This window comes from Rossellomorea marisflavi, assembly GCF_009806575.1.
Lineage (GTDB): Bacteria > Bacillota > Bacilli > Bacillales > Bacillaceae_B > Rossellomorea > Rossellomorea marisflavi_A.
In genome coordinates this window covers 338,744-362,517 of record NZ_CP047095.1, presented here as the reverse complement: position 1 = coordinate 362,517, position 23,774 = coordinate 338,744, and the positions used below count along the sequence as shown (strand labels likewise).

General features: G+C 50.5%; 20 protein-coding genes, 1 pseudogene and 2 riboswitches. Of the genes and pseudogenes, 2 read left to right on the top strand and 19 right to left on the bottom strand.

Annotation, left to right across the window (positions count from 1 at the left end; translation table 11 throughout):
• Positions 1-140 precede the first annotated feature (140 nt).
• The 7 genes from glcT to D5E69_RS01955 all read right to left on the bottom strand — a co-directional run bounded on the left by glcT (position 141) and on the right by D5E69_RS01955 (position 9,045).
• Positions 141-983, bottom strand: coding sequence for a glucose PTS transporter transcription antiterminator GlcT (gene glcT / locus D5E69_RS01985; RefSeq protein WP_048007652.1), 843 nt, complete (start codon positions 981-983; stop codon positions 141-143).
• Between the two features lie 181 nt (positions 984-1,164).
• Positions 1,165-2,499 (bottom strand): NCS2 family permease, encoded by a 1,335-nt coding sequence (locus tag D5E69_RS01980; RefSeq protein WP_048013517.1) that lies wholly within the window; start codon positions 2,497-2,499, stop codon positions 1,165-1,167.
• Positions 2,500-2,605: 106 nt separating this feature from the next.
• A riboswitch (purine riboswitch) is annotated at positions 2,606-2,707 on the bottom strand.
• A 134-nt stretch (positions 2,708-2,841) separates the two neighbouring features.
• Positions 2,842-4,395: a glutamine-hydrolyzing GMP synthase gene (guaA, locus tag D5E69_RS01975; RefSeq protein ID WP_048013518.1), complete on the bottom strand. Its 1,554-nt coding sequence runs from the start codon at positions 4,393-4,395 to the stop codon at positions 2,842-2,844.
• A 143-nt stretch (positions 4,396-4,538) separates the two neighbouring features.
• Positions 4,539-4,640, bottom strand: a riboswitch (purine riboswitch).
• Between the two features lie 39 nt (positions 4,641-4,679).
• Positions 4,680-6,566 (bottom strand): DUF4129 domain-containing transglutaminase family protein, encoded by a 1,887-nt coding sequence (locus D5E69_RS01970; RefSeq protein ID WP_213085573.1) that lies wholly within the window; start codon positions 6,564-6,566, stop codon positions 4,680-4,682.
• Positions 6,554-6,880, bottom strand: coding sequence for a hypothetical protein (locus D5E69_RS01965; protein ID WP_159129137.1), 327 nt, complete (start codon positions 6,878-6,880; stop codon positions 6,554-6,556). The genes D5E69_RS01970 and D5E69_RS01965 overlap by 13 nt, the downstream gene beginning before the upstream one ends.
• Positions 6,877-8,082, bottom strand: coding sequence for a DUF58 domain-containing protein (locus tag D5E69_RS01960; protein ID WP_249931546.1), 1,206 nt, complete (start codon positions 8,080-8,082; stop codon positions 6,877-6,879). The genes D5E69_RS01965 and D5E69_RS01960 overlap by 4 nt, the downstream gene beginning before the upstream one ends.
• 6 nt (positions 8,083-8,088) lie before the next feature.
• Positions 8,089-9,045: an AAA family ATPase gene (locus tag D5E69_RS01955; RefSeq protein WP_048013520.1), complete on the bottom strand. Its 957-nt coding sequence runs from the start codon at positions 9,043-9,045 to the stop codon at positions 8,089-8,091.
• A 343-nt stretch (positions 9,046-9,388) separates the two neighbouring features.
• Here D5E69_RS01955 and D5E69_RS01950 point away from each other — a divergent pair, with 343 nt between their 5' ends.
• Positions 9,389-10,351, top strand: coding sequence for a quinone oxidoreductase family protein (locus D5E69_RS01950; protein WP_159129135.1), 963 nt, complete (start codon positions 9,389-9,391; stop codon positions 10,349-10,351).
• A gap of 37 nt (positions 10,352-10,388) precedes the next feature.
• Here D5E69_RS01950 and nadE read toward each other — a convergent pair whose 3' ends face one another.
• From nadE to D5E69_RS01910, 9 genes and pseudogenes are all read right to left on the bottom strand, one after another.
• Entirely contained in the window at positions 10,389-11,216 is an 828-nt protein-coding gene (gene nadE / locus D5E69_RS01945; RefSeq protein WP_048016156.1) for an NAD(+) synthase, read from the bottom strand.
• Between the two features lie 71 nt (positions 11,217-11,287).
• The gene (locus D5E69_RS01940) at positions 11,288-12,760 is read right to left on the bottom strand and encodes a nicotinate phosphoribosyltransferase (RefSeq protein WP_048013523.1); all 1,473 of its coding nucleotides are present in this window, start codon (positions 12,758-12,760) and stop codon (positions 11,288-11,290) included.
• Positions 12,761-13,036: 276 nt separating this feature from the next.
• Positions 13,037-13,801: a Yip1 family protein gene (locus tag D5E69_RS01935; RefSeq protein WP_213085572.1), complete on the bottom strand. Its 765-nt coding sequence runs from the start codon at positions 13,799-13,801 to the stop codon at positions 13,037-13,039.
• Positions 13,802-14,199: 398 nt separating this feature from the next.
• Positions 14,200-15,393 carry an alanyl-tRNA editing protein gene (locus D5E69_RS01930; RefSeq protein ID WP_159129133.1) on the bottom strand — a complete coding sequence of 398 codons (1,194 nt, stop codon included), beginning with the start codon at positions 15,391-15,393 and terminating at the stop codon, positions 14,200-14,202.
• Positions 15,394-15,447: 54 nt separating this feature from the next.
• Positions 15,448-15,597: a hypothetical protein gene (locus D5E69_RS01925; RefSeq protein WP_159129132.1), complete on the bottom strand. Its 150-nt coding sequence runs from the start codon at positions 15,595-15,597 to the stop codon at positions 15,448-15,450.
• Positions 15,598-15,722: 125 nt separating this feature from the next.
• The gene (locus D5E69_RS24015) at positions 15,723-16,139 is read right to left on the bottom strand and encodes a methyl-accepting chemotaxis protein (protein ID WP_392398068.1); all 417 of its coding nucleotides are present in this window, start codon (positions 16,137-16,139) and stop codon (positions 15,723-15,725) included.
• Between the two features lie 117 nt (positions 16,140-16,256).
• Positions 16,257-16,571 (bottom strand): annotated as a pseudogene (locus tag D5E69_RS24010) (PAS domain-containing protein); the annotation flags it as partial.
• Positions 16,572-16,645: 74 nt separating this feature from the next.
• Positions 16,646-18,985 carry a bifunctional diguanylate cyclase/phosphodiesterase gene (locus D5E69_RS01915; RefSeq protein ID WP_048007664.1) on the bottom strand — a complete coding sequence of 780 codons (2,340 nt, stop codon included), beginning with the start codon at positions 18,983-18,985 and terminating at the stop codon, positions 16,646-16,648.
• A gap of 166 nt (positions 18,986-19,151) precedes the next feature.
• Positions 19,152-19,913: a methyltransferase domain-containing protein gene (locus tag D5E69_RS01910; RefSeq protein WP_048013542.1), complete on the bottom strand. Its 762-nt coding sequence runs from the start codon at positions 19,911-19,913 to the stop codon at positions 19,152-19,154.
• A 158-nt stretch (positions 19,914-20,071) separates the two neighbouring features.
• On the opposite strand from D5E69_RS01910, the gene D5E69_RS01905 reads away from it, so the two are divergent.
• Positions 20,072-21,046 carry a Gfo/Idh/MocA family protein gene (locus tag D5E69_RS01905; RefSeq protein WP_048007698.1) on the top strand — a complete coding sequence of 325 codons (975 nt, stop codon included), beginning with the start codon at positions 20,072-20,074 and terminating at the stop codon, positions 21,044-21,046.
• 118 nt (positions 21,047-21,164) lie between these two features.
• Here the strand turns inward: D5E69_RS01905 and D5E69_RS01900 are convergent, their stop codons facing one another.
• The 3 genes from D5E69_RS01900 to D5E69_RS01890 form a co-directional block, all read right to left on the bottom strand.
• The gene (locus D5E69_RS01900) at positions 21,165-21,710 is read right to left on the bottom strand and encodes a GNAT family N-acetyltransferase (RefSeq protein ID WP_231578942.1); all 546 of its coding nucleotides are present in this window, start codon (positions 21,708-21,710) and stop codon (positions 21,165-21,167) included.
• A complete protein-coding gene (locus tag D5E69_RS01895) occupies positions 21,707-22,678 on the bottom strand; it encodes a Gfo/Idh/MocA family protein (protein ID WP_048007665.1) in 972 nt (323 codons plus the stop codon). The genes D5E69_RS01900 and D5E69_RS01895 overlap by 4 nt, the downstream gene beginning before the upstream one ends.
• A 106-nt stretch (positions 22,679-22,784) precedes the next feature.
• Positions 22,785-23,657: a YitT family protein gene (locus D5E69_RS01890; RefSeq protein ID WP_048007666.1), complete on the bottom strand. Its 873-nt coding sequence runs from the start codon at positions 23,655-23,657 to the stop codon at positions 22,785-22,787.
• Positions 23,658-23,774: the final 117 nt, after the last annotated feature.

Genomic DNA, 23,774 nt, shown 5'->3' with positions numbered 1-23,774 from the left:
AACGAGATGATGGATGCAAACAAAAAAGGCATGAGGAAAGAGGACACTGAAACGCATAGGGATAGACTACCCCAAAATAGGCGTTTCAATCATCTTCTTCACTCATGCCTGATCGAATCAGTTACACGTAAGATAAATGACTATTTCACTTTACTTTGAATACGCTGCAGGTGCATCGTCAGATAGACCGCTTCTGCATCATATACTGGTTTCTTCAATGTTTGCTGCATCATCTTGATCAGCTTCCAAGATAGATTATAGCAGAGTGGATATTCTTCTTTCAATAGGTTTGCAATCTTTTCTGGTTCTTCTACTCGCTCACCCCGTAAAACCCTTTCAATTGTATACCGGATATGGCGGACGAGCCTCACGTAATCGATGCTGTCCCTATCGATATTCACTTCGAGCTGCTGTTCGATCATGCCGGTCAACCGTGCAATCAGCTGAGAATGCTGGTTGATTTCTGACAGATCTTTATTCATCATCGCGCTGTGTATATGAAGGGCGATGAAGCCGATCTCCCCTTCAGGCAAGTTGACTTCCGTGTGATCATTGATCAGTTCAACCACTTCCCTGGCGACTTCATATTCGAATGGGTACAGCGTCCTCGTCTCCACGAGGAACGGATTGCGGATCTCCATACCCCTCATAAGGCGGTTGATGGCAAAAAGGATATGGTCGGTGAGAGCAATATGGATATGCTCATTCAAGAAGGAATTGGTCCTCTCCCGTATCAGTTCAATGGCCGAAATGATGATACTCGACATGTCATCATTCAGGAAAGGGAGGAGATTCTTATATTGCTCCTGCTCCTTTTCCCCCTTCAGAACGAACATCTTCTCGGCAATATCATTCTGTATGGGATCCCCCTTCTTCCGGTTGAATCCGATCCCTTTGCCGATCAGGACCACTTCCCCGTACGCGGTATGCTCGGCGATCAATACATTATTATTCAGTACTTTCTTCACGTTCAAGATCGACATCGTCATTTCTCCCCATTATTTCCGCCTGTTGCTCGTTCCCTGATTCTAACGAAACCTGCTAGTTTTTTCAATTACCCTGTCTGCAACTTTTTCTCCCAACAGTGGGAAACCCGCCCTTTCATGGATGCGCATTCATTCATGATCATAAAAACACCGACCTTTTTAGGGTCGGTGTTGGGCCTTATGCCAAGAAAATGAAGTACAGGATGAAGACGAGGAACAGGAGGTACATAATCGGGTGAATCTCCCTCGCACGACCTTTCACGATCATGGTGATCGGATAGAAGACGAAGCCGATGGCGATCCCTGTAGCAATACTGTAAGTCAGCGGCATGGCGATGATCGTCAGGAATGCCGGTACAGCAATTTCGAACTTCTTCCAGTCGATATCCCCGATGGCAGATACCATGAGCACTCCCACAATGATAAGGGCCGGTGCCGTCACAGGCGCGGTGATGACGCCGAGAAGCGGGAAGAAGAAGATCGAGAGAACGAACAGGAGACCTGTGACAACCGACGCGAACCCTGTTCTCGCTCCTGCCGCTACCCCTGCAGAAGACTCGATATAAGAAGTAGTTGTGGATGTTCCGAGAATCGCTCCAAAGACGGTTGCACATGAGTCTGCGAACAATGCTTTACCCGCACGCGGGAGTTTATTGTCTTTTGTCAGTCCAGCCTGATTGGCTACAGCCAGAAGGGTTCCGGCTGTATCGAAGAAATCAACGAACAGGAAGGTCAGGATGACGGTGAGCATTTGAAGCGTGAATAACGTACCAGGGTCATTGAAGATCGGACCGAGAGCCGCACCGAATGTCGGCTCCAGGCTCGGGGCAGCACTCACGATCGCGTCAGGTTTATCAATCAAGCCGACGATCATCCCGACGATCGCTGTCACGACCATCCCGATGAATATTGCTCCGTTTACACCTCTGGTCATAAGGATAACTGTTATGATGATACCGAATACTGCAAGAAGTGTCGGACCGCTCGCCAGATTACCAAGTCCTACAAGAACCGCATCGTCCTTAACGATGATCCCGGAATTTTGGAACCCGACGAAGGTGATGAACAAGCCGATCCCCGCTCCTACTGCAAGCTTCAGCTCGGCGGGAATGGAGTTGATGATCGTTTCGCGGATACCCGATAATGTCAGTACCATGAAGATCAATCCGGAGAATAGAACGCCTGTAAGGGCCGTTTCCCAAGGGATCCCCATGGTCAACACAACACTATAGGCAAAGAAAGCATTCAACCCCATACCCGGGGCAAGGGCTATGGGATACTTGGCCAGGAGTCCCATGACGAGGGAACCGACTGCAGCGGCAAGAGCCGTCGCAACGAAGACCGCACCTTGGTCCATACGCAGTGCATCCGGAAGATCGGGCACTGATTGAAGCGTCAACGTCAATGGATTGACGATGAGGATATAGGCCATGGACAGGAAGGTGGTCAGCCCGCCGATGAACTCCCTCTTATAATTCGTTCCTAACTGGTCAAACTGGAAATAATTCTTCACTCAGACTCCTCCTATAGAGCCGTCGTATGCCATTTCGACATCAAAAGCCCTGAATCGACCGATTCAGGGCTTTTGACTATATAGATAACGGATGGGTCCGACAGAAAGGTCCCATCAATCACCTCGTAGTCAAGCCATTTACGGTAGCTTGGTAGAAACGCTCGGGCCTTATTCCCGAAATTATACGACGTAATAGTTTTTTTAATATAATGATGATTACAGTACTATTGTACCAATTGAACTGCCATGCGTCAACGAAAAATACGAACATTAACGACAAATATTTTAATAATGTTCGCCATCATAATAAAACCCCTGCCTAGGCAGGGGTTTTATTATTCGTTATTCCCACTCGATCGTGGCTGGTGGCTTGCTCGTGATGTCATACACGACGCGGTTGATGTGATCGACCTCATTGACGATTCGCGTGGAGATTTTCTCCAACACGTCCCAAGGGATCCTCGCCCAGTCCGAAGTCATGCCGTCGATGGAAGTCACGGCACGGATTCCGATCGTGTAATCATAGGTTCTTGCATCCCCCATGACACCGACGCTGCGGATATCAGGAAGGACCGTGAAGTACTGCCAGATGTCGCGTTCGAGTCCGGCTTTCTTTACTTCATCGCGTAGGATATAGTCTGATTCGCGGACGATTTCAAGCTTTTGCTCGGAGATTTCACCTAGGACGCGGATTCCAAGACCCGGTCCCGGGAACGGCTGACGCCATACGATTTCATCAGGAATACCCAGCTCCGTTCCAAGGGCACGCACTTCATCTTTAAAGAGTGTGTTCATAGGCTCGATCAGCGTGAACTGCATATCTTCCGGAAGTCCACCGACATTGTGATGGGATTTGATCGTTTGCGCAGTGGCCGTCCCACTTTCAATAATGTCTGTGTACAGCGTTCCTTGCGCAAGGAATTCAATTCCTTCGAGTTTCGTCGCCTCATCGTCGAATACATAGATGAATTCGTTCCCGATGATTTTACGTTTTTGTTCCGGATCGGACACGCCTTTCAGCTTATTCAGGAAACGATCCTGCGCATCCACTTTGATGACGTTCATATCGAACCCATCAGCGAATGTCTTCATGACGCTGTCTGCTTCCCCTTTACGAAGGAGACCGTGGTCAACGAAGATACATGTCAATTGATCGCCAATCGCCTTATGGATAAGTACGGCTACAACGGATGAATCAACCCCTCCGCTGAGTGCACAAAGGACTTTTTTGTCCCCTACCGTCTGACGGATCTTCTCGATCTCCATATCGATGAAGTTTTCCATGGACCAGTCGCCTTTGCATCCACATACACCGAAGACGAAGTTCTTGAGCATTTCATTTCCGTGCACGGAGTGTCTTACTTCCGGGTGGAATTGAACGGCATAAAGATTCTTCTCTTCATTGCTGATGGAAGCAATCGGGCAGGATGGGTTGATGGCATTGACCACGAACCCTTCCGGCGCTTCGACAACAAGGTCGCCGTGACTCATCCATACAACCTGTTCGTCCTCAAGGTCGGCAAACAGCTTGGATGGTTGTTCGATCTGGATGGCTGCTTTCCCATACTCACGGTGCTTGGCCCTTTCCACTTTCCCGCCGAAGTGCATCGTCATGAGCTGCATGCCGTAGCAGATGCCGAGGATCGGGATATCAAGGTCAAAGATACGCTCGTCACAACGAAGGGCACCATCACCGTAAACGCTGTTCGGTCCGCCGGAGAAGATGATTCCCGTCGGATTGATTTCCTTGATTTCTTCCACTGTGATTGTATGGGGATGGAGTTCACTATACACACCGAACTCACGGATCCTTCTTGTAATCAACTGGTTGTACTGACTTCCAAAGTCGAGTACGACGATCATTTCCTGATTGTGCAATTCTTCTTTACCAAGCATTCAGTTCACCTCATTAGTAGTTATCGATCGAGCCCGGATGAGGCATGCTCCTCCGTCATCCGTTAGCGTTCCATGAAAGCAAAAAAACTAGACTCCGCCTTTAAAAAAAGGCAGGATTCTAGTTTTTGGGTGCAAAAATATCCAAAATAGAACTCTGCCTTCATAGTCCAGTCATTTAAGGTGACCGGGTAGATACTTTCGAACCGTATTATCGAGGATATACGAAGGATGCTAACGAACTTATTATGATTTTGTCATCATTTTATACTTTGTTTGCAAGACGGTCAACCGGTTGTCTTTTTAATTAAATTTTCCCACAATTCCCTTAGCTTGACCCACTCTTCCGTGGAGAGGTCCCGCCCATAGAGCAGCCGCTCATAATTATTGGTCAGGCTCGTCATTTCATAGGTGCCGAAATGAGTATCCACATAGTGGGAGTAGCTTCTGAGGGTTTGACCATCCTCCATTTTTACCCCATGCCTGCCCAGCTGTTTCACCAGGGCGAGATAGGCTCTCGGGAAAGCCGACTCGGATTTCTGGGTCCTGTAGTACAGGATATAGACATACGGAATCCATCTTCTTCTCAAGTAGAACGCAACTCCGATCAGAAGGACGATCGCAATCAATCCGAAGAGAAATTTGCCCACATGCTCCTGAAGAAAGGACTGGGCCCCGTCCACCCCGCTGGAATCTTCATTCGCCAAGTCCGGCGGCGGCTGTTGTTGCTGGCTCTCGGGTGCAGACGTTTCTTCTTTATCCTCTTCAGGAGTTTCTTCCCCATCAGAGTCATCGAGCTCGAGATCATAGGCGTAGCGGACATTGTTGCTGAAGCCGACCGTAGGCTCGAATGGGACCCATCCCACATCAGGGAAAAACACTTCCACCCAGGAATGGGCATTGTCATTGGTGACCTCATACAGCTGATAGTCCTTATCGACCTGCTTGCTGAATGTGCCTTCTGTGTATCCCTTTACCCACCTGGCGGGGATCCCGAGGGAGCGGGTCATAGTCACCATGGAGGTGGAGAAATTATCACAATATCCCTTCTGGGTTTCAAAAAGGAATTGATCGACGTAGTCCTGTTCCGCCCCGGGGACCGCCACATCCTGTTGATCATAGACAAAACCATTCTGCCCGAAGTACCGCTCGATCGCTTTCACTTTATCGTACCAGTTGTCTTTGTCCTTGGTGATCTCCTCAGCGAGCAGGGATACCCGTTCCGGCAGATTTTCCGGGAGCTGCGTATACCGATCGAGGAAGCCTTCGGAATCAATGTCTCCATCCACTGTCCCCTTCATCTTCTTTAGGGAATAAGAGGCCGGATGGTATGATACCTGGTACTGATTAAGTTCAATGTCAGAGCCATTTTCCTCCCGACTGGTAATCTTTTCACTAACGGGATTTAATGAAAAGTAGCCGTTCCAGTCCAGAATGATCTTCTCAAGCCCATAAGGATAGAGGATGTGCGAATAGGTGGAAGCCATCATGACCCTCTCGGTTTGAGGATCTTCTTTCTTGTCGCGGTTTGCATCATCCGAGATCGGGACAAGTTCATCCGCCTGGAAGTTCATTTCTTCCCCTTCATCCTCAGGGCGGGACTGCTCCCACCCCTTCCCCGTGTAGAAGTCCTTCGTTTCGATCTTCCAATAGTGTTCATCTGTCACCTCTGCCGTGAAGACGACAGACGGATCTGCTTCAAACGGACCACCCAGTCGACTGTCGTCGGGATCATACCCTGCCTTGCTGTTGCCCCCGCCGCCGGTGCCCGGGCCGTTTGCAGAGAAAGACTGCAGATACGGGATCGGATCCGGCCAGATCGGAGCGGCCTTCGGTGCGGCGAGTGCAAGGACGGAACTGAATCCAAGTAGGATGACGAGAGGCACCATCCATTTCCTGCGGTTGATCCGGAATAAGGCGAGCCCCTCCCGCTTCACGAGACGTTCAAGGGCGAGCATCCCCATAAGGACGAAGCCGATGATCACCGCCCGTAGGATCGACATTTTCCCGTCATACTCTGTATAGGTATCGATGACGCAGATGTAGGTGATGGTCATGAAGTAAAACAACAGGATGCTCCTTCTTACCATGAGCCAATAGTGAAGCAGGTAGGTCATAAGCCAGAGAAGGATGAAAAACAGCAGGCTTTGATACATATAGGTCAGGCTCCCCATTCCCGACCGAACATCATGCCCGTGTTATAACCGATCTCCCCGAGCATCTCCTGCACCCAGCTCAGATCGAGCAGGGATCCGGGAAAGTACCAGATCTTCAAGGCAACGACCATATAAAGCAGTTTCACTGCGCCCGAGATTAAAAAGTGGATCCGGAAGTACGACAGAATAAATGCCATGGCGATGAAGAGGACGAAAGCCGTGACACTCCCTGTATCGGTAATGGCCCCTACCGGTCGCAACCATTCCCATAGAAGAAGGAATCCCAACCCGTAGATGATGATATTGATCAGGTGATGCGCTTGATTCTTCATGCTCTCTTCACCTCCGCAAAGGCCGAAGAAAACTCCGGTTCATATAAGATCCTCATGGACACGCCCCGTGACGAAGCAAAGGCAGTGAGCGCCCTGTCTTCCTGGGACACGGGCTCCCCTTCCCTTTTGATCAGGAAGAGCAGGATCGATCCGCTTTGCTTCACATACTCATTGATCGCCAGGATCTTTTCTTTTGAAATGGTGGACGTGACGAAGATGACCGCAGCCGATTGGGCATTATGAAGACGGTCGCCCTTCAGCATGCGTTCCAGCCGCTCGGGACTGTCGGGCATGACCTTCGCTAAATGATGCTGCATCTGACTTTGCGGTCCCTCCCCACCCCTGATGGGAAAGAATGCGCGCTCCACACCGTGGGATAACAGACCGACTTGTGCCCCTTTGCGGGAAATGGAGTAAAGGATGGAGGCGGTGAAAGTCACCATCGGTTCAAAGGCCGCCGAGTCCTCCCGATCGAGGACAACGAGGACATCATGGGATTGACGCTCCTCGAACTCCTTCGTCATCAGCTCATTCGTACGGGCAAATGATTTCCAGTGGATCCAGGAAAAGCGGTCGCCCGGCTGATATCCCCTCACACCCGTCGCCATCGTCGTATCCTTCTGGATTTTCACATTGGAGCTCGTCATCCCCTGATCGTACCGGTTCTCAAGGGACCGATAAGGGACGTCAACCACTCCGGGATAAACGAGGAGCGTATCTTCACAAGGAATGAGCGCTTCCTTTTCGAAAATGCCGAAAAAATCCCCGGTTTTCACCCTCAGGGCGGAGAAGGTATGCTCCCCCCTTGGAAGATGGTCGATTGTATAGGTGTAGGAGACTGAACGCCTCCAGCCCGGGTGGACAACGGTCTTCCGCTTCCAGCCGAGAGGGGAAGCCAGCAGCTCAGAGCCCTGGTCCTCCATCACCACATAATAGAGCGGAAACGGCACCGACCTCCTGATGGTCATTGTGACCTTCAGTTCATCCCCTGCCTTCAGCTCATTGGATTCAAACGCGCGCTCCACACTGAATAGACGGAGGGGATAAAAGAATACGATGATGGAATAGGCCGCAAAAGGGAGAAAGCTGTAGAAAAGGAACCAGCTGACGAATCCCCCCTGAAACATGGCAAAAGAAAAAGATGCTGCCAGGAAGAGCAGGAGTAAAACAATTTTCCACAGTGTGTGAAACAGTTGCTTCATCCTCATCTACCTCACAAGCCTTTGAACAGGGACAGGCATCCTGGCGATGACCCTTTCCACTACGTCTTCCGGGGTGACCCCTTCATACTTCGCCTCGGACTTCATGATGATCCGATGCGAGAAGACGAACGGTGCCAAAAACTGAACATCATCCGGCACCACATAACTCCGCCCCCTAAGGAAGGCATATGCCTGACAGGCTTTCATGAGGGCGATGGACCCACGGGGACTTGCCCCGAGATAGACGTTGGCATGGATCCTCGTCCGGTGGGCGATATCGACAATGTATTTCTTGATCGTATCGTCAACGAATATATCTTTCACTTCTTCTTGGAGTTGAATCAGTTCCGCAAGGGTGATGGCCGGGACCAGGTCTTCGATGGGAGGGTTCTTTTGCGCCCGGTTGAGCACCTCCATCTCTTCTTCAGGTTCCGGATAGCCCATTTTCATTTTCAGAAGGAATCGGTCCAGCTGGGCTTCCGGCAGCGGATACGTTCCTTCATATTCGATGGGGTTCTGCGTCGCCATGACAAAAAACGGTTTGTCCAGCTTCCTTGTCATCCCATCGATTGTCACACTGCTCTCTTCCATCCCCTCGAGGAGTGCCGATTGGGTTTTAGGTGATGTGCGGTTGATTTCGTCTGCCAAAATAATATTCCCCATGATCGGACCCGGTCTGAATGTAAACTCCATTTCTCTCGGATTGTAGATCGACACCCCGATTACATCCGAAGGCAAAAGATCCGGGGTGAACTGGATCCGCTTGAAATCCGCCCCGACCGACTTGGCCAGCGCCTTCACCATCATCGTCTTCCCCACACCCGGTACATCTTCGAGTAGCACATGCCCCCCGGCAAGTAGGGACACCACGCTCAGCTCTGCCACTTCCCGTTTCCCGATCATGACCTTCTCAATATTTGTTATAATCCCTTCCACTTTGGGATTCAATGATTGTTCTGCCATCTGACTATCCCCTTCCCTTTCATATTTCAATACACGCAGCCTGAAGTTTAGGCTCTCTTATCACCAGGCTCCTGTCTTGTTCAAACGTTTGTTTAGCTTCTTCCTTCTTAATTTCGATTAAAATCCAGAAAACCCTTCTGGACGTTTCCCGTTTACGAGGGCGCGTCCAGCTCTCACTATCCATCCATATTACCATTAATTGTTTATTTCTGGGGAAGCAGAAAGCAGATTCTACTAAAATTTTGTTCCTGATTTTACGATTTTGTCATGAGAGGGAAAAGGATTATAATGATGAAACCGGCGCCGCTTCCGGCGCCAATCCTTAAAAAATGAGGTCATTCCTATGAAAGCACTTGTATTCGAACGATTCGGAGGTCCGGAAGTCCTGTCGTATCAAGATATTCCGGCACCTATTCTATCAAGCAATGAGGTACTCGTGAGGATGAAGGCTGTCGGCCTCAACTTCGCGGATGTGTACCGGAGAAAGGGAAACTATCATCTATCAGGGAATCCCCCTTACATCCTGGGCTATGAAGGGGCAGGCATCGTCGAGAAGATCGGGGAGGACGTAAAGGGAGTGGCCGTCGGGGATCGGATCGCTTTTGCCGACGTTCCCTATGCAAACGCCGAACTTGTAGCCGTTCCACATGATAAGGTCATCCCCGTTCCAGAATCTATATCTTTTGAAACGGCCGCTTCCCTCCTTCTACAGGGTCTGACCGCACACTATTTGACCAAGGACAGCTACCCCATCAAAAGCGGTGATCATGCCCTGGTTCACGCAGCCTCAGGTGGTGTCGGACAATTGCTCGTGCAGATCATCAAGTCCCTTGGCGGAAATGTGATCGGCCTGACATCAACCAAAGATAAGGCAGAAGTGGCCAAATCAATCGGCGCTGATCACGTCTTCCTCTACGATGAGGATTGGACGGAAAAGGTCAAGGAGGTCTATCCTGCAGGTGTCGATGTAGTCTATGAATCCGTCGGGTCCACACTGAACGACAGCTTCCAGGCCACACGCACAGGGGGGACAGTCGTATTCTTCGGCATGGCAGGCGGCGACCCGGAGCCGGTCGATCCCCGGATGCTCATGGATACGTCCAAAACATTGACGGGCGGTGACCTGTGGAATGTCCTCACCTCACACGAAGAAAGGGTGGAGCGTTCCGCTGAACTATTCCAATGGATCTCAGACGGCTCCATCACCCTGTCCGAACCGACGACCTTCCACTTGAGTGAAGGCAGGAAAGCCCATGAATACCTTGAAAGCCGCAAAAGCACAGGGAAAATCCTGCTGTTACCATAAAAAAGCCGATCCAGATTCGTCTGGACCGGCTTTTTTCTTATTTCCAAAAATCATCGAATACAGTGATCGGCAGATGGCGTTTGTGTTGGGTCTTCAAGTAGTGAGACTCAATAACCTTCTTTGCGTCAGCCGGAACTTCTTTCCCTTCAAGATAGTCATCCAGCTGTTCATAGGTGACACCAAGCGCTTCTTCATCAGCAAGAGCCGGGCGATCTTCCTCGAGATCCGCGGTCGGCTTCTTCGTGTAGAGGTGTTCCGGACATCCGAGCTCTTCAAGAAGCTTGCGCCCCTGACGTTTATTCAGGCGGAATAGCGGCACGAGATCTGCTGCCCCGTCCCCGAACTTCGTATAGAATCCGGTCACAGCTTCGGCAGAATGATCTGTCCCGAGGACAACACCTTTCTTCACGGCAGCGACAGCGAATTGAACCTTCATACGCTCACGGGCCTTTTCATTCCCTTTCACGAAATCCGACATCTCGATGCCGCTTTCCTTCAGGGTCTGGACACTCGCGTCCACGGCCGCTTTAATATTGACGGTCAACGGATCCGTCGGGTCGATGAACTTCACGGCATCAATGGCATCCTGGGCGTCGCCTTGCTCACCATATGGCAGGCGGATGGCATAGAACGCATATTCCTTCGAACCGGCTTCTTCGTTCAGTTCCGTGATGGCAATCGAAGCGAGCTTCCCGAGGAGGGTGGAATCCTGACCTCCCGAAATGCCAAGAACGAGGCTCTTGAGGAACGAGTTCTTCTTAAGATACGATTTCATGAAATCGACACTACGGCGAATTTCTTCCTTGGGATCAATCTCGGGAGAAACCATCATTTCTTCTACGATTTGTTTTTGAAGAGAATCCATCATTCACACTCCATGTTAGGTTTTATTACATCACAAGTATACCTTTTTATGATGCCCGCAAACAACGAAACTTACTTGATATCAACTGATTTTTCTTTGACCGACGCTTTGACTTCATGGATGAGTTCCATCTTGTTCGACCAGCATTCATCGCTGAGATCGACCGGATACCCTTCCGGATTCATGGCCCGCTTATATTCATCCCACAGCAGTTCAAGATTTTCGTTCACAAAGGTACGGATCCTGTCGAGGGATGGTGTTTCATAAACCAGCTCCCCATCCTTGAATACATCCACATGCAGCTCCCGCGCCTCGAAGTTCGTGACGAACTTGCTGATGTACGTATGCACTGGGTGGAACATCTTCAGGCGTTCTTCTTCCTGAGGCTTCTCATGCTCAAGGGCGATGTACTCCCCTTCAGACTTGTGATTGATCGAGTTGATGATGCGGTACACGCGTTTCTTACCAGGCGTCGATACCTTCTCCGCATTGCTGGAGATCTTGATCGTATCCTGCATGTGGCCGTCTTCCCCTTCGATGGACACGAGCTTGTAGACTGCACCAAGGGCAGGCTGATCATAAGCCGTGATGAGCTTTGTCCCGATCCCCCATACGTCAATCAGAGCACCCTGAGCCTTCAAGTTCATGATGGTATACTCATCAAGATCGTTCGACGCAATGATCTTCGTGTCCGGGAATCCGGCATCATCGAGCATCTTGCGTGCCTTCTTGGACTGGTACGCCATGTCTCCGCTGTCGAGGCGAATCCCTTTGAAGTTAATCTTGTCACCGAGCTCCTTTGCCACCTTGATGGCCGTCGGAACACCGGAACGGAGGGTATCGTACGTATCCACAAGGAATACGCAGTCCTTATGACTCTCTGCATATTTGTGGAAAGCCGTATACTCATCGCGGTAAGCCTGTACCATGGCATGGGCGTGTGTACCCGATACCGGCATGCCGAAGATCTTCCCGGCCCGCACATTGCTCGTCGCATCGAATCCACCGATGTAGGCGGCACGTGTCCCCCAGATGGCGGCATCGAGTTCATGGGCACGACGTGTACCGAACTCCATGACCACCTCATCCTGTACCACCTGCTTGATCCGGTTTGCCTTCGTGGCGATCAAGGTCTGATAGTTCACGATATTAAGAAGCGCGGTTTCCAAAAGCTGCGCCTGACCAAGCGGTGCCTCCACGCGAAGGAGCGGCACGTTTCCAAAGGAAAGCTCCCCTTCCTCCATGGAGCGGATCGTCCCGGTGAATCGCATCTCCTTCAAGTACTGAAGGAACTCCTCTTCATAACCAAGCTCCCTCAAATAGTCGATATCGCTGTCCGAAAACCGGAATTTCTTCACGAACTCAATGATTCTCTCAAGTCCCGCGAAGACCGCATATCCATTGCCAAAAGGCAGCTTTCGAAAGAATACTTCAAAAACAGCCTTTCGATTATGAAAATTATCGTCCCAATAAGCTTTCGTCATATTGATTTGATACAAGTCTGTATGTAAAGCCAAACTGTCATCTGCATACTGCATCGTCATGAAATTTCTCTCCTTTGAGTTGTTGCCATCCTTTCTATTTTAACCAAAAACTCGACAAAAGCCGAATAGAAAAACTCATTTTCCTCATATTTCCCTTTCTGAAGCTGGATGAAACCCTTCTGATAGGGTACCAAGGCGATGATGACAAAGCCTCCACCCACCCGCTGTATTTCCCCAAGAAAGGGTAACCAAGGCTAAGAAGGCTAACTTTCCTAGGTATTTTCAATCTAAAAACACCCCTCTCCTGCAGCAGGAGTCGGGGTGTTGATAAATCTCTTAAAACATAGCCAACAAGAGAATTGGAATAAATAAAATAGTCAGCAAGGCACCCGGAATCAAGAGCGTGCAGAGGCCAAGCCATGATGAGAACCGGTGAGCTTCAGAAACAGCTTTAATTAAGATAAAGAAGTACCAGCCCGCAAGGACAATTTGAACGAATACCGAGAAAAAGATGTATACCGCTCCTATGAAAGAACCGACCACATAATCAGATTGAAATGCGCCTTCGCCCATGACCATCAGGTCCGGCACCCAAAGAACAAGCGCGATGATTATCGGAATGTTCGCCCATGCTGTCGCCAGGAGCATTTCCTTGTAGGTGGCCGTCCCTTTGAAAATCTTTCCTACCCCCCACGCAACCAGGGAGGTCAGGAACCAGCCAATAATACCAGTGATGGCTCCGAAAATCACCGCCCCAAGAAGGAATAAAGGTAAACCAAGATCCATATTATCAAGGACATCTCTAGACGATGCTTGATCGAGCGTATTGCCGATTCCAGCCAGGATAGAGAGTAAAAAGGCGAAACCGAGAAACTTATGATTAAGAATATAGCGGATGGTCGTTCTTGGCTTCACCCAGATGGTGAGCCATGGATTCACTGGTTTTGTTTCTTGCATTGGTTGTTGTGGGTCTGCTGCAGTTTGCATCGTTTGTTTCCTTTCTATATTGGGTTTTTGATGTGGAAAATGCTTAGGACTTCGGAAATAATGAACCCATTCCATCAATCGCACTGTCGGAACTTCATCCATGTAAATATCCATATCCTGTCATTATCTCAACAGATTTCCATTTACCCGTTTTTCTATTTCTTCAATCATCTTACAATTGAAAAGAAAAAATAAAGGGGATGAAGGTACTTATATCCGTCAGCATATAACCATTTTTCCCTTTATTATCCTTACCATCAAGATGCACCTCCGTCAATTCCTCGCAGAAGCTTGTCGAATTTTGTCTGTAAGTATAGAACTACCAATCCGTCTACCCTCTACCCCAAAATAGGTCCTTAGATCAGATTCAATAGAACTAGACCAAGATTGTCCCCCTCCACAAACAGGAATTTGTCAGAATACTTCCAGTGAAATAGTGACGTTAAACTTTCTTGTAGGCCGTTGGGACCATTTATAACAAAAAGCCTGCAGGACACACCTGCAGGCTCGCTTTATAGCTGTCGGATCCACTCTTCCATAAGCTCTTCCTTGCTGATGATCGCTTCACCACCGCCTTGAACGAATGCATCCTTCCCTCCGCCTTTTCCGTTGATCAGGCCGAATACCGGTCGGACCGATTCCCTTAGTCCGGCGGTCGATGCCTTTCCTCTTGCTCCGACAAGCTGGAGTTTAGATCCGTTCTTCACAGCAAACAGGACGACCACATCATCATTCCGGGCTGTGATCTGTTGGGCGAGGCCCTGCAGCTCCTTGACCGGACGCTCGTCATACACCCGGGAGAGCAGGCGATGTCCCGCTACCTCCTGTATGTCATTGACCAGTACGTCTGCCTCAAGCTTCAGGTACTCGGCTTTCACACCCTCAAGTTCTTTCTCGATATCCTTTTGCCTGTCGATCATCCGAAGCACGGCATCTTTCATGCCATCTTCCGGCGCCTGGATGATTCCGGTCAGGTCTTTCAGGAGATCGTGCTTCACTTGGAGATGGGTACGGATCCTGTCTCCACAGATGAAACGGAGGCGGATGTGGGATTTGTGCTTTTCCCAATCGAGAATCTTGATCCCTCCCACTTCGCTTGTGGATGAAGGGTGGGTCCCGCCGCATCCGTTATAATCGAAGTCCGGGATGATGACGAGACGGATCGGTCCATCCACGTCGGGTTGCTTCCTGAGTGGATAATCTCCCAGCTCGCCTTCTGTTACCCACTTTGTCTCAATGGGTCTTGCTTCCCTGATCACCTGATTGGCGAGGATTTCCGCACGATTTGCCTGTTCCCTGGTCAAATCGGGGATCTCGAGATCGATAGTGAGCGTCTCCTGACCTAGATGAAAACTGATGGTTTCATAGCCGAAAGATTCTATGAAACTGGCAGACAGGATATGCTGCCCCGCGTGCTGCTGCATATGATCGAAGCGTCTTTCCCAGTCGATATTCCCGTTGATGCTGACGCCTTCCTCAAGTTGCCCATCCACGTAGTGACGGATCTCTCCGTTCACATTTTCCACTTCCAGGACCCTGCGTCCCCCGAGCATCCCCGTATCGTGAGGCTGACCTCCGCCTGTCGGATAGAAGCACGTTTCTTCAAGGATGGCGTACCAGCGTCCTTTTTCATCCTGAGCTAGTTCGTTGATCGTAGTGGTGAATGTGCTGCGGTACGCATCTTCGTAATAGCGTTTGACGGTCATGATATTCCCTCTTCCTCTGTGTTTTTATCTGTCTACTTTACCACAGAGGAGGCATCACTTCCGAGGATTTTTGAGGTGGATCGGGACGCTGCCCAACTGATCCCACGGAATCTCCCATCTTCTCTCGAATTCCTGCACCGCCCGTTGATACCCCGCTATGATCCGCTCCACCAGCTCTCGTAAGGGCAGCTTCTGATAATCCATGCGCTCACCTGCTCGCTGTTTGATTTGTACATTACTTATTACCTATTCGAGACTGGGATAAACGTAGGAACTCTCTCATTTCCAGGTGCCCACAAAAAAACCATCCCCGAGGATGGCTATGGAACTTATATGATGTCCTGGAATCTCTTTGCATGCTCTTCTAGCTTGGTGGAGGCCGTCGTCAGGCCGGAGAAATCATGGACAGTGTGTTTGATCATCATCTGGCTTTCCTTGATATCATGCTGGGCGGTATCGGTACCCGAGGTGATCTTCTTCACTTCGACGGTTATGCCTTCGATGTTATCACGGATTTCGACGATGGATTTCTCCACCCGCTCCGATAGTTTCCGCACTTCTTTCGCCACGACGTCGAAGCCCCTGCCATGCTCGCCTGCCCTTGCAGCTTCGATGGCGGCGTTCAGGGCAAGAAGATTCGTCTGGGCGGCGATTTCCCTCACGGTCTGGACAATGCCTTTGATATCATCGGCCTGCTTCTGGAGCCCTTGGAGAGTTTCGGCATTTTCTTCCGATACCCTGGTCATCCGGTCAATGATCCCCATGAGCTCATTTCCGCGGTCGATGCCCCCTTTCGCCTGATCGTGAAGGTCTTCTGCCAGACCCTTCAAATCATCCGTCAAGGAAGTAATCGCCATTTGGCGGTCGGTGATGTTGGTCGCCACCTTCAAGATGCCGATGACCCTGCGGGAGTCCTCATCAAAGATAGGCATATAGGTCGCCTCGAGCCAGATTGCATTGCCCATGGCATCCTTCCGTTCAATCTTGTCCTGGAAGCTGCGCCCCGACAGGAGCCTCTTCCAAAAGGTTTCATATCCGCCGCTGTTGGCGAATGACGGGAAGCAGAGCTCCTTATGGTGCATCCCCACCATATCATCCGTGCGATACCCGACGCTTCCGGCAAACAGGTCATTGACATATGTGACTCTCCGGTCGATCCCGAATTGGATCAGGGCCATATTTTCTTTCATTGATTGTACGATCAAGTCATTTGATATTCGATCCATCTGTATGGTCATCTTTCATTTCCCCTTTAGTTTGATACGGCCGCCATGTTCATCCAGCGCGCGGAAATCGCCTCGGCCGTATCCGGTCTGCTTAAATAAAACCCCTGGATCAAGTCGCAGCCTTCCCGCTTGAGCCAGTCCATCTGATAGGCATCCTCCACACCCTCCACCAGTACCTTCATATTCAGGTTGTGGCCGAGGGTGATCATGGACCGGACGATGGCTTCCTGTTCTTCGTTCCCTTCAAAGTCTTCCAGGAAGGAACGGTCAATCTTCAGAATCTCTACGGGTAGTGCCTTCAGATACCGGAACGATGAATAGCCTGTCCCGAAATCGTCCAGGGAGATCTTGATCCCCATTCCCCTGAGTCGATCAAGGATGACGATGACATCCGCTTCGCATTTCATGGCAGAGGATTCGGTCAGCTCAAGCTCCAGATAGTTGGGATCCATCCCCGTTTCATCGAGTACTTCCTGAACGGACGGAATGAAGTCCTCCCTCGAGAACTGGAGCGGGGAAATGTTGACGCCCATCACGATGGGCTCCTTCCCTTCCGCTATCCATTTCACCCACTGCTTGCACGCTTCCTTCAGCACCCATCTGCCAACGGAATGGATCATCCCCTTTTCTTCCATGATCGGGATGAACTCCACAGGGGAGACGGGACCGACACTTGGATGGGTCCAGCGCATGAGCGCCTCCACCCCTTCAAGACTGCCGGACTTCACATTCACTTTGGGCTGATAGAGGACGTAGAATTCTTCCTGCTCGAATGCATGCTCGAATCCCTGTTCGAGGACCATCGTCCTTTCAAGCTTTTGTCTGATTTCTTCATTGAATTCCGTGACACAGTTCTTTCCGTTCTTCTTGGACTCGTACATGGCAAGATCCGCATAGCTCAGAAGCTCCGACCCGTTACGCGCATCTTCGGGATAATGGGCGATTCCTGCGCTGATGGTCACCCGCACATTGGATCCATTGATCGAGAACGGCTCGTTCATGGCACGGACACACTCGTTGGCCAGGTTCTTCACTCTACCCCTATCGGCACAGGTCGAAACGACTACGAACTCATCGCCACCCTGTCGAGTGAGGACACAATCCTCCGGAAGTGCGTCCTTAAGCCTTTTCGTCACCTCTTTCAACAGCACATCGCCAGCCTGATGGCCGAGGGTATCGTTGGTGAACTTCAAACGGTCAAGATCGATGAAGATGCAGCACACGCCTTCACCATCCGCTATCCACTCATCGAGGAGCTTCTCAAGCTTGTAGCGGTTCGGGAGTTCTGTCAGGGGATCATGATAGGCCATGAACTGGATGATATCTTCTGACTTGCGCTTCTCCGTGATATCCCTCGTGAACCAGATGGAGTGCTCAAGTCCTTCGCCCCGGATGCGGTGCTTCGACACCTCCAGGATACGCTCACCTTGTTTGGTGTTTACCGGGAGGGTGAGGCGATTATCCTCCATCGTTCCTTCCACGAACACATCGGGAACGGTCTGACCGTTTGCCTCAGGAAACATGGAAAGAAGCGCCGCATTGGCATGATAGATCCTGCCTGACTTATCAGAGATGGCGATCCCGTCCTCCGCCGAATCGAACATCATCGTCTGAAGAATGGATTTCTTCCTGACAAAGCGGTCGATGGCGATGGAGGAGAAAGTGAAGATAAAAATCAAAAGGGTACTGATGAAGACTCCCCACGTCAGGAAGGTCACGTCCACCGTGCCTACCCCTTCATGCCCCTCATGCTGATGGAAGTGTGCAGCCGTCATACCCGTGTAGTGAAGACCCGTGATGGCGACGCCCATGAACAAGGAGAAGGCAAGCTTTACTCTGAAGCCCATTCCTTCCTTGGCAAATGATGAATAGAACCCGAGCCACAGGGCGGCAAACGCTGACGAATACGCAATCACCAGTGAGAGGGTCACCAACAGTGAATCATAACTGATCATCATCGGACGGATGGCCGCCATGCCGATATAGTGCATGGATGCGATCCCCGTCCCCATGAGGACAGCCCCATAGACCAGATGCCTTTTCTTCGGGGCAGCGGATGACACCGTCCAGAACCCAGCTGAACATCCTGCGACAGAAGCGACAATGGACAGGAAGACAAGACTGACATCGTAATACATCGTACTCGACAGATGGAAGGCGAGCATCCCGATGAAGTGCATGGACCAGATCCCGAGCCCGAGGACGCCACCGGCCGTCATAAGCCAGATTAGCTTCGCCCTTCCCTTTGTCTGCCTTACACGATTCGATAATTCTATAGAAGCAAACGCCGCGATCAACGCGATGATATAGGACAAAAAGACAAGAAATAAATCATAGTTAGTTGTGATATGTACAACAAATTCCACAGTGCACCTCGTTTTAGTCACTTTTTCCTTTACTGGAAATTTAGGACTATAGTCACTCTATTATACGGGGATGGTCCTTTCCTGTATAGCTTGAAATTACCGACGATGAATCAATAAATTTCGCCATCAGGAAAGGGCGGTGAGCCTCACTCACCACCCCGGCCGATCACTCTTTCACGGCGACAACACGGATCCGCCAATAATCGGCCACCCATTCCCCGTTCTTGAAAAGGGCAGCCCGCACCCTCTCCTTGACCCCTTTATACACCCTTTCCTTTTCCTCCCCATCAAACTCTGGAAAGAAATCATCTGCAAAGCCGTCGAGCCAGTGATCGAGACCTTTCTCTCCATCAGGCAATGGGGTCGGCCTCTCATAGTGATGAATGAACGATACCCTGAAACCATGACGCTCGAGGAGTGAGCTGTATTCACCGACGGTCGGGAAGTACCAGGGGTTCCGCGATGTGGCATCGATTCCACGAAACTTCAGCTCCTCTTCCACCCCTGCAATGATCGCCCCGACGTTTCGGCTCCCTCCGAATTCAGCGACGAATCGCCCTCCGGGACGTAAAGCACGTGCAACAGAAGACGCCACCCCATCTGCATCCCGTACCCAGTGAAGGGCGGCATTGGAGAATACGGCATCAACCGGTTGTGGAGTATGGAAGTTTGCGGCATCCCCCACTTCAAAGGAGATGGACGGATACTTCTCCCTAGCGCGCAGGATCATGTCCTCCGAATAGTCGATTCCCCTTACGACGGACCCGGATGTCTCAATCTCTTGCGTCAAATCACCGGTTCCGCACCCGAGGTCAAGGATCTCCTCGCCTTCCTTCGGTTCAAGTATATCGATCAGGCCCTTTCCATATAGGGAAACAAACCCGATTTTGTCATCATAATGCGTTGCATTCCACTTGTTACCACTCATATCGTCATCATCCTCCCGTTCTTTATAGACAGATTTCGACGAATTTCTCCCGGCTCCTGCCACGTTGGAATATTTCTTCTGGAGGCCTTGATCGTATGACATCCCAAGAGGAGTCCATTATAATGGGGAGGACAAATAAGAAAGATGAGGTGAGCGATATGAAGATTGCTACAATCGGAACAGGATTCATCGTCGAAAGGTTCCTCTCTGCCGTCGATGACGTGGAGGGTGCCCTATGCACCGCCATGTATTCCCGCGCAGAATCGAGTGCACGCCCCCTTGCAGAAAAATTCGGCGGCCCATCCATTTATACAGATCTTGATCGTATGCTCGAAGAAGCCGACGCAGACTTCATTTACGTGGCTTCCCCTAACAGCCTCCATTTCGAGCATGTGAGGAAGGCCTTACATAAAGGAAAACACGTCATCTGCGAAAAGCCGTTCACATCGACGGCCAGGGAGCTCGAAAAACTGAGGGCACTGGCAAAAGAAAAACGTCTCATGCTCTTTGAAGCCATCACCACCATCCACCTGCCGAACTACGAATTGATTCGCCAGAATATCGGGAAGATCGGACCGATCCGGTTCATTCAAGCGAATTACAGCCAATATTCAAGCCGGTACGATCGATTCCTGGCAGGTGAAACACCGAATATCTTCAATCCGGCATTCTCGGGTGGTGCCCTTGTGGACATCAATGTCTACAATATCCACTTCATCATGAACCTGTTCGGGAAACCCGATGCCGTCCACTATATGGCCAACACCCATGCAAATGGCATCGACACGTCAGGCGTCGTCCTGATGAAGTACCCCGGCTTTATCGGAGAAGCCGTCGGGGCCAAGGATACAGAAAGTCCGAACTTCTGCCTCATCCAGGGTGAGAAAGGCTATATCGAGGTGGAGAACGGAACGAGCTGCGAGGCCATAACCGTCAAGACGGATGATGAAGAAGTGGTCCTGAACGACCAGACGAACCCGAATAAACTCTATTACGAGTTGAAGACGTTCCGTGACATCTACGAGAATGAAGACTTTGATCGCTGCTACAAACTCCTTGATTACAGCTGCACGGTCCTGGATATCGTAGAACAAGCACGAAAATCCGCCGGCATTGTTTTTGCCGCGGATTAAAAAAGACGGTCCGGTTTCCATTGTGGAAGCCGGACCGTCCTTATTTCATCCTTCTCATTGATATTATGCCTGAATGTCTATAATACTAAACTCAAACCATGAGAGTTCTCTCAGTCTCTTAAAATACTATTTGATCTCGAACGGACCGCTTCCAGATCAAATGATCCATGCCTTCACCCCAGTAATCGGTAAATCGATGATCGGGGTCACCGAACCGTTTCTTCCATACTGCCTGCGCACGCGCATACCCACTATCGAGACAAAATGTCTCAAAACCCCTTCCAAGAAGAATCAGAAGCATGGCATTCACCACCAGGGAACCGACACCCCTTCCTTGATGGTCCGGGTGCACGAACACCGTCCCGACTTCAGGGATACCCCTATAGGCACCGTTGGTCAATTCCATGATCAGCTCACTTGCCGGTCCGTATTCAATGGTACCGATGATCTGGGTGTCCCTTTCCACGAGTAGGAAAAAACGCTCCTTCCCCTGCCTTTGGAGGAGGGACTTCTTGTATCGGATCTCCTCTTCCAGATCGTCCACCAGGTGATTGATGCCTTCTTTTCGATAGGTGTCCTCGATGAGCAGACGGAAGAACCCGTGAAGGGCCGCACGATCCGTTGGCTCAGGTGTCCTGATGACGATACCGCGCTGAGCGCTCACTCAAAGTCGTAGGTGAGCCCCCACTGCCTGCGGGCCTCATCCATCAGCTCCATGACCTGTTCAGACAATGGCAGCGTCCAGTTCTCACCTTTGGTCACGACGAGTTCATTCATCGCTTCGACTTCATACTGAAGCGCCTTGCCTTCCACTCCCGCTTCAATCGTCTCGACTGACCCATCCTTTGTATAGGTGATGGTCGCACGATCCGCTCTCGGGAATTCGTCCACGGTGATATATCCAAGATCACCTGCGACAATGCCGCGCTTCGGCATTTTAGCCCGCATGGCCAGGCTCACGACAGCCATCTCATCGTCTTCATTCTTCAACACGATACCCGACTGCTCATCTACACCGGTCTCATGCTTCTTCACCGTCGTCAGCACCTCTGTCGGCTGACTGGATAAGAAGAAACGGGTGAAGGAGAGGGCATAGGTGCCGATATCGAGCATGCCTCCCCCGGCAAGATCCGGATTGAAGAAGCGGTTGGTCGGGTCATTTTCTTTGCAGCTGCCGAATGTGACGTTGACCATATTCACTTTGCCGATCTTCCCGGCATCGACGATTTCACGCAGCTTTTTGTACAGCGGCATATGATAGATCGTCATGGCCTCCGCCACCACCAGTCCTTTCTCAGCGGCAAGGTCTGTGATCTCCTTCAGCTGCCTGCCATTCATGGTGATCGCTTTTTCACAGAGCACATGCTTCCCGTGCTTCAGGGCGTTCATGATATATGTATAGTGAACACTGTGCGGTGTGGCGACGTACACGATGTCGATGCCGTCATCCGCAAGCATGCTCTCCACGTTTTCATACACGTTCTCAACGCCTTGCTCCTCTGCAAATGCTTTCGCCTTTTCCACTTTTCTCGCCCATACGCCGGCGATGTTCCCGTTCACTTCCCGGATCGCTTTGGCGAAGCTCGATGCAATGCCTCCAGGACCAAGGATACCCCAATTCGGTTTTGTCATATGTGGAAACCCCTTTCTTTTTCCTATCAGTATACCCCTTTCCCCCGTAACAGTCGAAGAATACGAAAAGGCCCCTCCCAGGACAAAACCGGGAGGGGCCTTTGGATCAATGGATATCGTTCTTCCTGAAGTTACCGCCCTTCACTTCCGCGACATCATAGATGGTCACGAACGCAGAAGGATCGATATCGGAGATGATCTCCTTCAGTTTACTTTCTTCCAGACGGTTGATCACGCAGGTGATTTCCATGAATTTTTCATGAGAGTAGCCACCGTACGCTTCCTTATACGTAGCACTTCGCCCGAGCCGGTCACGGATGGTTTCGACCATGAGCTTCGGTTCCGACGAAATGATCTTGAACGTCTTGGAGCCGCTGAGCCCCTCTTCGACGATATGGATCACTTTTGATGCGATGAAGTAGGCAATCGCCGACAGGATCGCTCCCTGCAGACCGAAGACGGTTGAGACGAAGATGAAGACGAATAGATTCAAGAACAGGATGAAATCACTCGTACCGAACGGCAGCTTGCGCGACAGGAGGACGGCAAGCATGTCGATCCCATCCAGGGCTCCACCGTTACGGAGCGCAAGCCCCATCCCGAAACCGAGGATGATCCCCCCGACGACCGTGACGAGCAGTGTGTCCCCGTCGATGATTGCCGGAATGTGGTGCATGAGGCTTGTCCCAATCGCAAGCGATGCAATCCCGATAATGGAGAAAATGGCAAAACTCTTCCCGATCTGCTTATAGCCCAACCAGACAAACGGGATGTTGATGATCGCGATCAGAATCCCAAGCGGCATATTGCCGAGCTGGGAAAGGACGATGCTGATCCCCGTAACGCCCCCATCGGACACGTTATTCGGAATCAAAACGGTCTCAAGTCCATAGGCCGCGATGAATCCGCCGAGGACCACCATCAGCCCCCTGATCAGTAAAAACAACTTGCTGCGGTTCTTCTTTTTCACTTTATTCATGCTGAAATACCTCATTCTAAAAAATTTACTTCCTAAAGTTTAACATACTTTTGCTATGTATTAATAAGGATAGGTCTTCCTCTTCAGTTTAGGCGAATCGGCAGATGATTTATACAA